Annotated in this window: 11 protein-coding genes and 1 tRNA gene; 9 read left to right on the forward strand and 3 right to left on the reverse strand. The window is 70.4% G+C overall.

Annotated elements, in window-relative coordinates; translation table 11 throughout:
* The first annotated feature begins 4 nt into the window (after positions 1–4).
* Positions 5–1564, forward strand: a complete 1560-nt coding sequence (locus ABZU43_RS01285) for a S8 family serine peptidase (protein ID WP_355004606.1) — start codon at positions 5–7, stop codon at positions 1562–1564.
* Between the two features lie 81 nt (positions 1565–1645).
* Here the strand turns inward: ABZU43_RS01285 and ABZU43_RS01290 are convergent, their stop codons facing one another.
* The 3 genes from ABZU43_RS01290 to ABZU43_RS01300 form a co-directional block, all read right to left on the reverse strand.
* On the reverse strand, positions 1646–2452 hold the full coding sequence (locus tag ABZU43_RS01290) for a WecB/TagA/CpsF family glycosyltransferase (RefSeq protein ID WP_355004607.1): 807 nt from the start codon (positions 2450–2452) through the stop codon (positions 1646–1648).
* Positions 2449–3564, reverse strand: coding sequence for an NAD-dependent epimerase/dehydratase family protein (locus tag ABZU43_RS01295; protein WP_238687678.1), 1116 nt, complete (start codon positions 3562–3564; stop codon positions 2449–2451). Before ABZU43_RS01295 ends, ABZU43_RS01290 begins: the two co-directional genes overlap by 4 nt.
* Before the next feature lie 64 nt (positions 3565–3628).
* Positions 3629–3714, reverse strand: a tRNA-Leu gene (locus ABZU43_RS01300).
* Between the two features lie 206 nt (positions 3715–3920).
* Here ABZU43_RS01300 and ABZU43_RS01305 point away from each other — a divergent pair.
* Genes ABZU43_RS01305 through ABZU43_RS01340 form a run of 8 tightly spaced genes read left to right on the forward strand, consistent with a single transcriptional unit; the run spans position 3921 to position 13623 of the window.
* On the forward strand, positions 3921–4709 hold the full coding sequence (locus tag ABZU43_RS01305; protein WP_007454122.1) for a DUF3662 and FHA domain-containing protein: 789 nt from the start codon (positions 3921–3923) through the stop codon (positions 4707–4709).
* Positions 4710–4715: 6 nt separating this feature from the next.
* On the forward strand, positions 4716–5201 hold the full coding sequence (locus tag ABZU43_RS01310; RefSeq protein ID WP_355004608.1) for an FHA domain-containing protein: 486 nt from the start codon (positions 4716–4718) through the stop codon (positions 5199–5201).
* Entirely contained in the window at positions 5198–6667 is a 1470-nt protein-coding gene (locus ABZU43_RS01315; protein WP_355004609.1) for a PP2C family serine/threonine-protein phosphatase, read from the forward strand. The genes ABZU43_RS01310 and ABZU43_RS01315 overlap by 4 nt, the downstream gene beginning before the upstream one ends.
* 30 nt (positions 6668–6697) lie before the next feature.
* Complete coding sequence (locus ABZU43_RS01320; protein WP_355004610.1) at positions 6698–8191, forward strand: FtsW/RodA/SpoVE family cell cycle protein; 1494 nt, start codon at positions 6698–6700, stop codon at positions 8189–8191.
* Positions 8188–9693: a penicillin-binding protein 2 gene (locus ABZU43_RS01325; RefSeq protein WP_355004611.1), complete on the forward strand. Its 1506-nt coding sequence runs from the start codon at positions 8188–8190 to the stop codon at positions 9691–9693. Before ABZU43_RS01320 ends, ABZU43_RS01325 begins: the two co-directional genes overlap by 4 nt.
* A 1-nt stretch (position 9694) precedes the next feature.
* Complete coding sequence (locus ABZU43_RS01330; protein WP_355004612.1) at positions 9695–11104, forward strand: protein kinase; 1410 nt, start codon at positions 9695–9697, stop codon at positions 11102–11104.
* On the forward strand, positions 11101–12918 hold the full coding sequence (gene pknB, locus ABZU43_RS01335; protein WP_355004613.1) for a Stk1 family PASTA domain-containing Ser/Thr kinase: 1818 nt from the start codon (positions 11101–11103) through the stop codon (positions 12916–12918). Before ABZU43_RS01330 ends, pknB begins: the two co-directional genes overlap by 4 nt.
* Positions 12919–12927: 9 nt before the next feature.
* A complete protein-coding gene (locus ABZU43_RS01340) occupies positions 12928–13623 on the forward strand; it encodes an ElyC/SanA/YdcF family protein (RefSeq protein ID WP_355004614.1) in 696 nt (231 codons plus the stop codon).
* The last annotated feature ends 34 nt before the right edge of the window (positions 13624–13657 follow it).

Genomic DNA, 13657 nt, shown 5'->3' on the forward strand with positions numbered 1-13657 from the left:
GGAAATGGGTCTTCCACGAAGGTCCGTACTGATCGGGGTGGCCGCGGCGACCGTGCTGGCCGTCGGTACCCCAGCCCTGGCCGCCGAACCCGTGGGTGTGGTTCGGGCCGCCGGCGGAGCCACCGCCGTGCCGGACAGCTACATCGTCGTACTCAAGGACAGCGCCGTGGCCCGGGACCGGGTCGGCGACACCGCGAAGCGGCTCTCCGGCCGCCACGGCGGCACGGTGGCCCGTACCTACGGCGCGGCGTTGCGCGGCTTCGAGGTCAAGGTGAGCGCCAGCGCGGCGGCCCGGATCGCGGCCGACCCGGCTGTGGCATACGTCGAGCAGAACCACACCGTCTCGATCTCCGGCACGCAGGCCAACCCGCCCTCCTGGGGCCTCGACCGGATCGACCAGCGCAACCTGCCGTTGGACAGCTCCTACACCTACCCGAACACGGCGAGCAACGTGCACGCCTACATCATCGACACCGGCATCAAGTTCTCGCACAACGACTTCGGTGGCCGGGCCACCTCCGGCTACGACGCGGTGGACGGCGGGTCGGCCGACGACTGCAACGGGCACGGCACGCACGTGGCCGGCACCGTCGGCGGGTCCGCGTACGGGGTGGCCAAGGGCGTCCAGCTCGTCGGCGTACGGGTGCTGAACTGCTCCGGCAGTGGCACCAACGCCGGTGTGATCGGCGGCGTCGACTGGGTCACCGCGAACGCGATCAAGCCGGCGGTGGCGAACATGAGCCTCGGCGGCGGCGCGAACACCTCGCTGGACAACGCCGTCCGCAACTCGATCGCCTCGGGTGTCACGTATGGTCTCGCGGCCGGCAACGACAGCGGCGCGAACGCCTGCAACACCTCACCGGCGCGCACCACGGAAGCCATCACTGTAGGCTCGACGACCAGCACGGACGCCCGCTCGTCGTTCTCCAACATCGGCACCTGCCTGGACATCTTCGCGCCCGGTTCGTCGATCACCTCGGCCTGGTACACCAGCAACACCGCCACCAACACGATCAGCGGCACCTCGATGGCCACCCCGCACGTGGTCGGAGCTGCGGCCCTGGTGGCCAGCGCCAACCCGAGCTGGACCCCGGCCCAGGTCCGCAACCAACTGGTGGCCAACGCCACCCCCAACGTGGTGGGCAACCCCGGCTCGGGCTCGCCGAACCTGCTGCTCTACGTCGGCACGGGCGGCACCACCCCGCCGCCGCCCACCGGCTGCACCGGCACCAACGGCACCGACGTGTCGATCCCGGACGCCGGCTCGGCGGTGACCAGCTCGATCACCATCTCCGGCTGCGGTCGCAACGCCTCCTCGGCCTCCACCGTGGCGGTGAACATCGTGCACACCTACCGCGGTGACCTGGTCATCGATCTGCTCGCCCCGGACGGCAGCTCGTACCGGCTGAAGAACAGCAGCACCTCGGACAGCGCCGACAACGTGAACGCCACGTACACGGTCAACGTGTCCGGTGAGGCCGCCGACGGAATCTGGCGACTCCAGGTGCGCGACACCTACTCGGCCGACACCGGCTACATCAACACCTGGACCCTGACCGTCTGATCGGGTTCCGACGACCGAGGCCCTGACGATCGAGGCCCCATCCGGCACGCCGGGTGGGGCCTCGCGTCGTACGGATCAAGCTCAGACCGAGAAGGTGGCCGGCCGCTCGGTGGCCGGGGCCGGCGGGCGGGCCTTCCACAGGCCGGTCTTCTGCGCGGCGAGCCGGCTCAGGTAGGCCGGGTTGAGGATGACGTAGCGGCGCCAGAGCCGCTTCGGCTCCAGACCGAGGCGCCAGAACCACTCAAGGCCGACGCGCTGCATCCACGGCGGGGGCTGGCGCAGCAGCCCGGCGTGGTAGTCGAAGGCCGCGCCGACCGCCATCAGCGGCATGTCGAGCAGCGGCCGCATGGCGTACGTGAAGACCTCCTGGCGCGGGCAGCCGAGCCCGACCAGCACCAACCGGGCGCCACTGGACCGGATCCGGTCGGCGATCTCGGCGTCCTCACCGGGTTGAACGGCTCGGAACTTGGACGGCTCCACCCCGGCGATCTTCAGCGCCGGGAACATCTGCTCCAGGGCCGGGATCAACCGGGCGAGGGTCTCCTCGGTCGAGCCGTACAGGTAGACCGGTAGCCCCTCGTCGGCGAAGCGCGACAGCACGTGCAGGGTCAGGGTCGGCCCGTACACCCGGTCGCTGAGCCCCGCGTGGTGCAGCAGGTTGAGCGCCCACCGCACGGGCTGCCCGTCCGGCGTCACCACGTCGAAGGAGTTGAGCCGCGCGTTGTGTGCCGGGTCGAGCACCCCGGTCATCACACCGTGCACTGCCAACGCGGTCAGCGCGAGGGGACGCCGTTCGTGTGCCGCGGTCACCACCGCGTCGGTCGCCGTGGCGTAGTCGGTGGCGTCGACCAGGACGCCGAGCACGTTGCGCTTCGTCCGGGCGCTCACGGCTGGGCCACCCACTTGTCCACGTTGGCCTCGTAGATCTCCCGCAGGATCATCGGCACGTCGTAGGTGATCTTCCAGTCCGGATACTGCGCCTCGAACCGGGCCATGCTGCTCACGTACCACTGGTGGTCACCGGTGCGGTTCTGCTCGACGTAGTTGATCTGCGCCTCACGGCCGGTGATCTCCTCCGCGATCCGGAACGCCTCGATGTGCGAGGTGTTGGAGTGCCGGCCGCCACCGAGGTTGTAGACCTCCGCGGATCGCGGGGCCCGGAAGAACGCCTCGAACGCGGTCAGCACGTCGTGCGAGTGGATCGCGTCCCGGACCATCTTGCCCTTGTAGCCGAAGAGGTTGTACGTCCGGCCCTCCATGACGCAGCGCATCAGATAGGCCAGGAACCCGTGCAGCTCGGCGGCGGAGTGCGCCGGGCCGGTCAGCGTGCCGCCCCGGAAGCAGGCGGTCTTCATGTCGAAGTAGCGCCCGTACTCCTGGACCATCACGTCCGCGGCGACCTTGGAGGCGCCGAAGACCGAGTGCAGCGAGTGGTCGATCGACATCTCTTCGGTGATGCCCTGGTACCAGCGGTGGTCCTCGGGCAGCTCGTACCGGGTCTCCAACTCGATGAGCGGCAGGCTGTTGGGCCGGTCGCCGTACACCTTGTTCGTCGAGCAGTGGATGAACGGCGCGTCGATCGCGTGCCGGCGGGTGTTCTCCAGGATGTTGAGCGTGCCGCCGGCGTTCACGTCGAAGTCCGTGTACGGCTCCTTGGCTGCCCAGTCATGGCTCGGCTGGGCAGCGCTGTGGATCACCACTGCGATGTCCGAGCCGTACTTCTTGAACACCTGCTCCAGGCCGTCCCGGTCCCGGATGTCCACCGCGAAGTGGGTGTACGCGTTACCCAGGTCACGGCCGAGCCGTTCCAGGCTCCACGAGGTGGAGCCGTCCTCGCCGAAGAAGTACCGGCGCATGTCGTTGTCGATGCCGACGACGTCCAGACCGAGGCCGGCGAAATGCCGGACCGCTTCGGAGCCGATCAGACCACCCGACCCTGTCACCAACGCGACACTCACACGCCACTCCTGGTCCATCGGAGGCAGAATCCATCGGAGCATAGCGTGACGTCCAGCACGCCCCGATATGACGGAAGGGCCCCGCATAAAGCGGAGCCCTCGTCGGTGGTGGGGATGGGGGGAGTTGAACCCCCACGCCCTTTCGGGCACACGGACCTGAACCGTGCGCGTCTGCCATTCCGCCACATCCCCGTGGCACAACCCGGAACACTCTAGCTGCCCGGCCCCGCTGTCTCCAACGGGCCTCGGGAATACTACGCTGTCCCTGACGCTCGCCACGAGCGATTACCGTTCGTGGCGGACGAAAGATTAGCACGACAATCCCGGCCCTTCCGAACGGGTCGAGAGCAGCCGGCCGAGCGGCGTGTGAGCTGCGCGCGCGCCGGCCGGATACCATCATGTCCTCGGGACCCGAGGAGGAGCCGGTGAGCGTGCTGCAACGCTTCGAGAAGCGTCTGGAAGGCCTGGTAGAAGGGGCCTTCGCCAAGGTCTTCAAAGGGGTGGTCCACCCCGTGGAGATCCTCAACGCCATGCAGCGGGAGGCCGAGGCGCACAAGGCGATCCTGGCCGGTGGGCGCACGTTGGTGCCCAACCGCTACGTGATCGATCTCTCGCCGTTCGACCACAGTCGGCTGGCGCCGTACGCCGCCGCGCTGGCCCAGGAGTTGGCCCAGTCGCAGGCGGAGTTCATCGGCGAGCAGGCGTGGACGGTCTACGGCGACGTGATCGTCGAGATCGAGCGAGGCGAGGGCCTGGACACGGGCATGTTCCGTGTCACGGCCGAGGTCTACACCGGCGGCGAGGTCGCCCCGGTGTCGGCGCCCGGCTACGACGCCGGCCCGCCCGCCTACCCCGCGTACGACCAGGGCGGTGGCTACGGCCCGCCGCCCGGGCACGGTGGCGGTCGCAACGTGCGGCTGGTCTCCGGCGACGGTCGCACCTACCCCCTTCAGATGGGGTCGACGGTGATCGGTCGCGGCGACCAGGCCAACCTGCGTCTGCCCGACGTCGGCATCTCCCGGCGACACGCCCGGCTGGATTTCGACGGTGGCCAGGTCGTGCTGACCGACCTGGGTTCGACCAACGGCACCATGGTGAACGGGCAGCGGGTCTCCGCCGTCGCGCTCAACCCCGGTGACATGGTCCAGCTCGGGACGACGACGCTGACCTTCCGCGTGGACGGCTGACCCGCCTTGCCGGAACTGGTCATCACCGTTGCCCGGTTCGGGTTCCTGATCCTGCTGTGGATCTTCGTGTTCACGGTGGTCGGGGTGATCCGCAGGGACCTCTTCGCGGGCGCCCGGTCCGGTCGTCTGGTGGCCGCGCCACGCGCGGTGGGCGCCTCGACGGGGCAGGGGGCCAAGCCAGCGAAGGTGAAACGGGGCAGAGCGGCGCACCAACTGGTGGTGACGGCCGGTCAGCTGGCCGGCACCAAAATCACTCTCGGGGAAGCGCAGATCACCATCGGTCGGGCTGAGGACTCCACCCTGGTCATCACCGACGACTACGCCTCCGCGCGACACGCCCGGCTCATGCCGCGTGAGGGGCAGTGGTACGTCGAGGACCTCGGCTCGACTAACGGCACGTACCTCGATCGCGCTAAGGTCTCCGGACCAACCCCCGTCCCCCTCGGCGTGCCGATCCGGATCGGCCGCACTTCCCTCGAATTACGGCCATGACTCTGACCCTGCGCTATGCGGCCCACAGCGACCGCGGTCTGATCCGAGACGGCAATCAAGACTCCGTCTACGCCGGGCCGCGGTTACTCGCCGTTGCCGACGGCATGGGCGGTATGGCCGCCGGTGACGTCGCCAGCAACATCGTCATCGGTGCCATGGCGCCGCTCGACGAGGACGTCCCAGGGGACGCTCTCGTCGACGCGTTGCGTTCGGCAGTGGGCACCGCCAACCAACAACTCCGCGACACAGTGGACGCCAACCCGCAGTTGGAGGGGATGGGCACCACGCTGACGGCGACCCTCTTCACCGGCAGCAAGCTGGGGATGGTCCACATTGGCGACTCGCGGGCCTACCTGCTGCGCAATGGCGAGTTCGCGCAGATCACCAAGGACGACACCTACGTCCAGATGCTGGTCGACGAAGGCCGCATCAGCGCCGAGGAGGCGAGCAGTCACCCGCAGCGGTCGCTGCTCACCCGCGCCCTCGACGGTCGGGACATCGACCCGGAATACTCGGTCCGCCAGGTCATGCCCGGCGACCGGTACCTGATCTGCAGCGACGGCCTCTCGGGTGTGGTCAGCGCCGAAACCATCGGCGAGACCCTGCGGGAGTACACCGACCCGCAGCAGTGCGTCGAGCGGCTGGTGCAGCTCGCGCTGCGCGGCGGTGGGCCGGACAACATCACGGTGATCATCGCCGACGCCACCGACCAGGACATCGTCGAGGCGACCCCGATCGTGGGCGGCGCCGCCGCCCGGGACCGTGGCATGGCGACCTCCGCCGACAACTCGACTCCGGCCGCCCGAGCGTCGGCGCTCTCCGCGCCGCGTCCGGCCGCGCCCGAGGAGCCGGCGGCCTCCGACGATGACGCCGACCGGCCGAAGCGACGCCCGGTCCGGACCGCCGCCATGGCGCTGGCCCTGCTGGTGATCGTCGGCGGTGCGTCGTTCGGCGGTTGGACGTACACCCAGCGGCAGTACTACGTGGGAGCCACCGAAGAGGGCCAGGTTGCCGTCTTCCGCGGTGTCCAGGGTCAGATCGCCGGGATGGACCTGTCCAGCGTGCACCAACGCAGCGGCACCCGCCTGGACGACCTCACCGTCGCCGCACAGGACACCGTCAAGGTCGGCATCCGGGCGAAGAGTGAGCCGGACGCCGAGCGTCAGCTCGCCGAGCTGACCAGCGACACGCCGAGCAACCCCAACCTCAAGCCGCTCTGCCCGCTCGACCCGACCGCCGTCGGGGTCACCACGCCGACGCCGACGCCACTCGGTTCGACGCCCACCCCGAACGGCAGCCCGAGCGCCAACGCGTCGCCGACCCCCAACGGGGTTGTCAGCGCAAGCCCGACCGCAGGTGCCACCACCGCTCTCGGTGCTGCCGGCGCGACCACCACACCCGACGTCACGCCCTCCGACTCGGCCCCGCCGGCGCTCGACACGGCCGGCTGCCGGTCTCCTGAGTGAGCGTCGGCTGAGATCCTGAGGACTCCACCCGTGACCGTAGCGGCCACACCGGCACCCTCGCCCGCCACTGCGGGCGAGCAATCCGGCGTACGCCTGGCGCGGTCGCGCCGCAACGCCGAGCTGTACCTGCTGTTGCTGGCGATGGTGCTGGTGGCCGCGTACGGGGCGACCGTCGAGGCGAACCTGCTGGACACGGTCACCTCGGACTTCTGGATGCCGGCCGCCGCGCTCGGCGCGGTCTTCCTCGGCCTGCACCTGGTCATCCGGTTCCTGGCCCCGTTCGCCGACCCGGCGCTGCTGCCGGCGGTGGCCCTGCTCAACGGGCTCGGGGTGGGCTTCCTGCGCCGGATCGACCTGGGCGACGCCCCGGTGGCCGAGCGGGAGAGCCTGGCCGTCTTCGCGGGGCAGGGCGGGCGTCAGCTCGCCTGGACGCTCGGTGCGGTGATCCTCGCCGCCGCTCTGCTGGCGATCATGCGCGACCACCGGTCGATCTCGCGGTACGCGTACACCCTGGGGTTGGCCGGCATCGTGCTGGTGATGATCCCGGCGGTGCTGCCGTCGAGCATCTCCGAGATCAACGGCGCGAAGCTGTGGATCCGGGTCGGCAGCTTCTCCATCCAGCCGGGTGAGTTCGCCAAGCTGGCGCTGCTGGTCTTCTTCGCCTACTACCTGGTGCGCAAGCGTGAGGTGCTCTCGCTGGCCAGTCGGCGCTTCCTCGGCATCGACTTTCCGCGTGGCCGCGACCTCGGGCCGGTGGTCGGCGTCTGGCTGATCAGCGTCCTGGTGCTGGTCTTCGAGAAGGACCTGGGCACCTCGCTGCTCTACTTCGGCATGTTCGTGGTGACGCTCTACATCGCCACCGAACGGGTCAGCTGGCTGCTGATCGGCCTTGTCCTCTTCTTCGGCGGCGCGTATCTCGCCTACGTCCTCGGTTCGACGGTCGGCGGGCCGTTCGCCAACTTCTACGTGCGGGCGGAGATCTGGCTCGACCCGTTCGCCGACCCGACCAACAAGGGCTACCAACTCGTGCAGGGCCTGCTGGCCCTGGGCACGGGCGGGCTCTTCGGTGCCGGGCCGGGCGGCGGTCAGCCGGAGATCCTGCCCGAGGTGCAGAACGACTTCATCTTCGCCGGCATCGGTGAGGAGATCGGCCTCTTCGGCCTCTCCGCGCTGCTGGTCGTCTACCTGCTCATCGTGGAGCGCGGGCTGCGCGCCGCGCTGGCGGTACGGGACTCGTTCGGCAAGCTGCTGGCCGGCGGTCTCGCGTTCACCCTCGGCCTCCAGGTCTTCGTGATCGTCGGCGGGATCAGCAAGCTCATCCCGCTGACCGGTCAGACGACCCCGTTCCTGTCCGCCGGCGGGTCGTCGTTGATGGCCAACTGGCTGCTCATCGCGGTGCTGCTGCGGGTCTCCGACGGCGCCCGCCGACCGGTGACCGCAGGAGGCGGCGGCAAGGCGGCTCGTCCCAGCGGCGGCCCGCCCGAGCAGCTGCACGGTGCTCCCACGGAGGTGATCAAGCCGTGAACGCACCCCTGCGCCGTGTTGGCGTCGTCGTCATGGTCCTGTTCGGTCTGCTCTTCGCCAACCTCAACTGGATCCAGGCCTACAAGGCCGACGAATACCGGACCAGCGACTACAACGGTCGGGTCCAGGTCGCCGAGTACGACCGCAAGCGCGGCAACATCGAGGCTGGCGGCACGGCCCTGGCCACCAGCAAGGAGACCACCGGCAACCTGAAGTTCCGGCGCATGTATCCCAGCGGCGCCAAGTACGCCCACGTGCTCGGTTACAAGCCGGTCAACCTGGCCGACCAGGGCATCGAGCGGGTGGAGAACGACTTCCTGGCCGGCACCAGCGACCAGCTGATCGGCGACCGGTTGAAGGACATGTTCACCGGCGACGACACCGGCGGCGGCAACGTGCTGCTCTCGCTCTCCAAGCGGGCCCAGGACGTGGCGTACGACCAGCTGCGCAACAACGAGGTGGGTGCGAAGCGGGGCGCGGCGATCGCCATCGACCCGCGTACCGGTGCCGTCCAGGCGCTGGTCTCCATGCCGAGCTTCGACCCGAACCCGCTGGCCAGCCACGACACCAACGAGGCGACGGTGGCGTACAAGAAGCTGGAGCAGGACCCGGCCGAACCGCTGAAGAACCGCGCGCTCGACGAGACACTGCCGCCGGGCTCCACCTTCAAGATTGTGGTCGCCGCAGCGGCACTGGAGAACGGCATCACCAAGTCCACCCAGATCCCGGCCGGTTCCAGCTGGACCCCGCCCACCTCGGGCACCCCGATCCGTAACGCCGCCGCCTCGATCTGCCCGGAGCCGAAGGTCACCCTGCTGGAGGCGGTCACCGAGTCGTGCAACACCGGCTTCGCGCAGCTCGGCGTGCGACTCGGAGCCGACACCCTCAAGGAGAAGGCCCGGCAGTTCGGCTTCGAGCAGGAGGACCTCACCGTCGGTCATCTCGGTGAGGGCGGCCTGCCCACTGCGGCCAGTCGGACCGGCGACATCCAGAACCCGGACGGCAGCACGGACCCGGCCGCACTGGCCCAGTCCTCGATCGGCCAGAACAACGTCCGGATGACCCCGCTCGAAGGGGCCATGATCGCTGGCGCGATCGCGAACAACGGCAGCCAGATGCGGCCCTACCTGGTGCGGCAACTGCTCGCGCCGGACCGGACCACCAGCTACTACAGCGCGAAGGCGCGGGAGCTGCGCCAGCCCGTCGAGCCGCAGGTCGCCGCCGACCTGCGCGAGATGATGGTCAGCGTGGTCCAGAACGGCACCGGCAAGAAGGCCGCGATCAGCGGCTACACGGTCGGCGGCAAGACCGGAACCGCCCAGTCCGCCCCGGACCGGCCCGACCACGGCTGGTTCATCGGCTTCGCCCTGGACAAGAACGGCAACCCGGTCTCCGCTGTCTGCGTCATGCTGGAGCAGGCCGGCCCCGGTGGCAGCGCCGAGGCGGCGCGGATCGCCGGCCAGATCATGAAGGCCGCCATCGCCGACCCAGGGGGTCGCTGACATGCTCAGCCCCGGCGTGCAGCTCGGCAACCGGTACCGTCTCGACGAGCGGATCGCCAGCGGCGGCATGGGCGACGTCTGGCGCGGCACCGACCAGGTGCTCGGCCGGACGGTCGCGGTGAAGAGCCTGCTCCCCGCCCTGCTCGACGACCCGGACTTTGGCGAGCGGTTCCGCGGCGAAGCCCGCACCATGGCCACCATCAACCATCCCGGCGTGGTGGACGTCTACGACTTCGGCAACGACCAGCAGATCGCCTTCCTGGTCATGGAGTACGTCGAGGGTGACGCCCTGTCGTCCACGTTGAGCCGGGTCGGCCGGCTCACCCCGGCGCGGACGATGGCCCTCGTCGCGCAGGCCGCCGACGCGCTGCACGCCGCCCACGAAAAGGGCATCGTGCACCGCGACGTGAAGCCGGGCAACCTGCTGGTCCGGCCGAACGGCACACTGGTGCTGACCGACTTCGGCATCGCCCGCTCCGACATGGTCGGCCAGCTCACCGCCGCCGGTTCGGTGCTCGGCACCGCCTCGTACATCTCACCGGAGCAGGCCACCGGTGGCGTGGCCACCCCGGCATCCGACGTCTACGCCCTGGGCGTTGTCGCCTACCAGTGCCTGGCCGGTCGGCGGCCGTTCGAGGGCGACAACCCCCTCGACATCGCGATGCGGCACGTCCGGGAGACACCCCGGCCACTGCCGGCCGACATCCCTCCGCAGGTGCGCGCTCTGGTCGAACGGGCGTTGGCGAAGGATCCGGCCGCCCGCTGGCCGAGCGCCGCCGCACTCGCCGGGGTCGCCCGTCAGCTCAAGGCCGCGCTCTCCCAGCAGGCTCGGGCCGGCGCGAACTCCGGGCCGGTGTCCGCGGCGCCCGCCTCGCCGGCCGCGCCGGGCCGGGCCCAGGTGCCGCAGGCGCACCAGATGCGTCCGCCGGCCGCCCGCCCGCCGGTGGCCGGAGCGAGGCCGACCGCTGTCGCACCCGCCCAACAGCCACGCCCCACCGCCGTCGCGCCGGCCGTCCAGCCCGTCCGCCCGCAGGGGCCCCCGAACGGCTACCCACGCGGTGCGGCAGCCGTTCCGTCCGGGCCGCCCCGGCAGGAACACCCGCCGGCGTACGTCCGGCAGGCCGGCCCGGCGACGCCGTCGCCCCAGCCCCAGCGGTCCCGGCCTGGGATGGTGCTTCTCGCCATCCTGCTGGCCGTGTTGGTCCTGCTCTGCTCTGGCGTGATTTCCTACAACCTGCGGAAGCAGTCGCAGGACGGCGCATCCGCCGGGCTTGCGCCGCGCACCGTGACGTCCGGCGCGCTACGACTCGACGGGCGCGACGATCCGACCCGGACGTCGTACCGTCGAGAGGTACGACTCCAGCCGGGCGACGGCGGGACGACGACGAGCGAAGGACGACAGACGCGATGACAGCGCAGGCCCGCCTGCTCGGTGGCAGGTACCAGGTCGGCGAGCTGCTCGGCTATGGCGGCATGGCCGAGGTGCACCGTGGTCGCGATCTCCGGCTCGGTCGGGACGTCGCGATCAAGATGCTCCGCACCGACCTCGCCCGGGACGCGACGTTCCAGATGCGGTTCCGTCGGGAGGCGCAGAACGCCGCCTCGCTCAACCACCCGGCCATCGTGGCGGTCTACGACACCGGCGAGGAGACCGCGCCGACCGGTGAGACGCTGCCGTTCATCGTCATGGAGTTCGTCAACGGGCGGACCTTGAAGGAGGTCCTCGGCGCCGAGGGGCGACTGCAACCACGCCGTGCGCTGGAGATCTGCGCCGACATGTGCGCCGCCCTGGAGTTCAGCCACCGGCACGGGATCATCCACCGGGACATCAAGCCCGGCAACGTGATGCTCACCCAGACCGGCCAGGTCAAGGTGATGGACTTCGGCATCGCCCGGGCGTTGGCCAGCGGTGCGACCACCATGACCCAGACCAGCGCGGTCATCGGTACGGCGCAGTACCTCTCCCCGGAGCAGGCGCGCGGCGAGGCCGTCGACGCCCGCTCCGACGTGTACGCGGCCGGCTGTGTGCTCTTCGAGTTGGTCTGCGGGCACCCGCCGTTCGTCGGGGACAGCCCGGTCAGCGTCGCCTACCAGCACGTCCGGGAGACGCCGCCGACGCCGAGCGACATCAACCCGGACGTCACCCCGGCGGTCGACGCGATCGTGCTCAAGGCGCTGTCGAAGAACCCGCTCAACCGTTACCAGAGCGCTGGCGAGATGCGGGCCGACCTGCTCCGCGCCGCCGCCGGCCGGCCCGTGCTGGCCACCCCGGTGCTGCGCGAAGCGGAGACGGTGGCGATGGCCCCGGCCGGCGGTGGGGGCGGCTATCCGGCTGCCGGCCGTGGGCCGCAGACCGGGCAGATCCCGGCCCGGGTGGGCGATCCCCGTCAGCGCAAGGCGTCCTCGTTCCTGATCGCGTTGTTCAGCGCGGTCGGCGTGCTGGCCGTGATCGCCCTGGTCGCCGCCCTGCTCTGGGACCAGCAGAAGGGCAACGAGCTGAAGTCGGTGCCCACCCTCACCGGCAAGGCCCGGGACGTGGCGATCGCCGAGATCCAGAAGGCCGGTCTGTCACCACAGGTGGGTGACCCGGTGCTGGCAAGTGACTGCACCGAGGGCACTGTCGTTCAGCAGAACCCGCTGCCGACCACCCAGGTGAGGCAGAACGGCACTGTCACCATTCAGATCTGTGGCGGTAAGCCCGAGGTGCGCGTTCCCGCCGGGCTCAAGGGCAGCAAGCGGGAGAGCGCCATCGCCCGGCTCACCGAGGCGAAGCTCAAGTACGACATCAAGACGGTGGACGACGAGGCGAGCCAGGACGAGGTTCTCAAAGTCGATCCGCCCGAGGGCGAGAGCGTCCCCGAGAGCACGAAGATCACGCTCACGGTCTCGAACGGCAAGGTTCGTGAGGTGCCGGACGTCGTCGGGTTGAGCCAGGAGGAGGCCACCCGCGTCCTCCGCAACGACGGCTTCACTGTCGTCGTGCAAAAAGGGCCGGAGGTGCCTGCCGACCAGGCGGGGAAGGTCACCGACCAGAGCCCGAACGGCAACGAGAAGAAGCCCACCGGCACGAGGGTGACCATCAAGGTGAGTCAGCCCGAGCCGGAGACCGACCCGACGCCGACGACCACGCCGACGACCACACCGACGGGCACACCGACCACTCCCGGCGGCGGGGGCGGCATCGGTCTGCCGATTCCACCTCCGCCGGGCCGGCCCCAGGACTAGGGCATCTGCATGACCGAGGCGGCGGCGTCCCCGGTCGGGGCGGTACGGCGGTGGCCTCGCCGCCTCCGCCGGCTGGCCGTCGCAGGTCTCGTCGTACTGGTGCTCGCCAGTTCCCCGTGGCTGTGGACGACGTTCGCCGCACGCGGGCACGTGTACGCCGCCGCCGACGCGCCGGCTGCCGATGTGGTGATCGTGCTCGGCACCGAGGTGGCGGCCGATCGGCAGCGACCGGGTGACCGCCTCGCCGGCCGCCTGGACACCGCCGCCGAGCTGGTGACCAGCGGGCGGGCCACAGTCGTCCTCGTGTCGGGCGACGGCGGCGGGGCGTCCGGCGACGAGCCGGCGGTGATGACGACGTACCTCGCCGAGCGCGGCGTCGACAGGCGTCGGGTGGTGGCCGACCCGTTCGGCCTGGACACCTACGACAGCTGCGCGAGAGCGCGCGAGGTGTACGGCGTCGAGCGGGCCCTGATCGTCACCCAGTCGTACCACCTGTCCCGGGCGGTGACGCTGTGCCGGCAGCTCGGCGTCGACGTCGACGGGGTGACCGCCCGCTGTGACGGTTGCGGCGCTGCCCTGCTGGCCGAGAAGTCGGTCCGGGACTACTTCGCCAGTGGCAAGGCGGCGTGGGACGCGGTGCGCGGCCGACCGCCGGCGGTGCGTTCGCCAGCTAATTCCGCGGTCCAGGACGCGCTGCGAGGCTGACCCGGCAGGCGCGAGGTCCGGTGACCGGGCCCTG

The organism is Micromonospora sp. NPDC005205 (genome assembly GCF_040608275.1).
GTDB lineage: Bacteria > Actinomycetota > Actinomycetes > Mycobacteriales > Micromonosporaceae > Micromonospora.

What these genes read in the sequence shown, in the direction of transcription:
- ABZU43_RS01305 (WP_007454122.1), top strand. Translation starts at nt 3,921, where the DNA reads ATGTCCTCGGGACCCGAGGAGGAGCCGGTGAGCGTGCTGCAACGCTTC.
- pknB (WP_355004613.1), top strand. Translation starts at nt 11,101, where the DNA reads ATGACAGCGCAGGCCCGCCTGCTCGGTGGCAGGTACCAGGTCGGCGAG.
- ABZU43_RS01330 (WP_355004612.1), top strand. Translation starts at nt 9,695, where the DNA reads ATGCTCAGCCCCGGCGTGCAGCTCGGCAACCGGTACCGTCTCGACGAG.
- ABZU43_RS01285 (WP_355004606.1), top strand. Translation starts at nt 5, where the DNA reads ATGGGTCTTCCACGAAGGTCCGTACTGATCGGGGTGGCCGCGGCGACC.
- ABZU43_RS01315 (WP_355004609.1), top strand. Translation starts at nt 5,198, where the DNA reads ATGACTCTGACCCTGCGCTATGCGGCCCACAGCGACCGCGGTCTGATC.
- ABZU43_RS01340 (WP_355004614.1), top strand. Translation starts at nt 12,928, where the DNA reads ATGACCGAGGCGGCGGCGTCCCCGGTCGGGGCGGTACGGCGGTGGCCT.
- ABZU43_RS01295 (WP_238687678.1), bottom strand. Translation starts at nt 3,564, where the DNA reads ATGCTCCGATGGATTCTGCCTCCGATGGACCAGGAGTGGCGTGTGAGT.